We start from the raw sequence: 965 nt of genomic DNA, 5'->3' as shown, positions 1-965 counted from the left end.
CTTTATTACGAAAAAATAGCATAATAGGCGTGTCCACTCTATTGACAGAAGAGCATCCTGTCCGCTTACGGCCTGAAATCGGAGCAAAGGCCAGAATAGCGGAACCTCAGTCCTTTAAAAAAGGAGGGAGCGCTCCGGGTTGCGTGATCTCAGCAAAAATCGCATGCTGTGGTTCCCCAGCCTTGAATCGTCAGAGAAGATTGGCCTCGAATAGGCTCTTAGCAAGGCGCAGCAGGCCGACTCCGGTTTACATACACACCCTAGATTAATAAACAAATTGAACAAACATACCCATTTAAGTTCCCTCCTGACCTGAAGCAATTTTTATCTGTCGGTCAGCCTACTTCCGAAAAATTTATAAATTGGCGAGATAAGAGTCCGCGCAATATTGAGCTTATCCGCAAAAGATTCGGCTTGTGCTTAGAGGGCATCCTGTTCGATATCGAGCACAATCATTTTTGGATGAACCAATGGGGGGAGCGTCCACCTGATCTAAAACTCGCAAAAGATAAATGTACAGAGGAGTTTAACAAAGCCCCTAAACTACTCCCTATTTTTGCCCATCTCTAATCCCTGAATCGCCTTATGAATTAGGAAATCCCTTACTGGAGCGACATTATCTCCTTATCGGACGAGATATAGAACATTAAGTCGATCTACTTGCGGCATCTAAAAAACCGTTCCTTGGATTGTCAACAGTAAATCAAACAACTTTTTTAAGGGCTGTAAGGCGATACTGAACAGGCGTCATATAGCCTAAAGTTCCATGAATACGATGTTGATTGAACCAATGAACATAATCGTATAGCTCCAGCTCCAAGTGACAAAGACTCTGAAAGTTCATCTGATTCACGAACTCCGTTTTCATGATTTTATAGGTGGCTTCGGCCACAGCATTGTCATATGGGCAACCTTTCGCACTCAGCGATCGTCCAATTTCAAACGTCTCTAAAAGCTCATCCATC

At 43.6% G+C, this 965-nt stretch carries 1 protein-coding gene; it reads right to left on the bottom strand.

Annotation, left to right across the window (positions count from 1 at the left end; translation table 11 throughout):
• Positions 1–703: 703 nt before the first annotated feature.
• On the bottom strand, positions 704–965 hold a 262-nt coding region (locus WH37_RS33155; RefSeq protein ID WP_046234948.1), incomplete at its 5' end, for an IS3 family transposase.

It is taken from the genome of Paenibacillus algorifonticola (assembly GCF_000971975.1).
Lineage (GTDB): Bacteria > Bacillota > Bacilli > Paenibacillales > Paenibacillaceae > Pristimantibacillus > Pristimantibacillus algorifonticola.
This window is presented reverse-complemented; position numbering and strand designations above follow the sequence as displayed.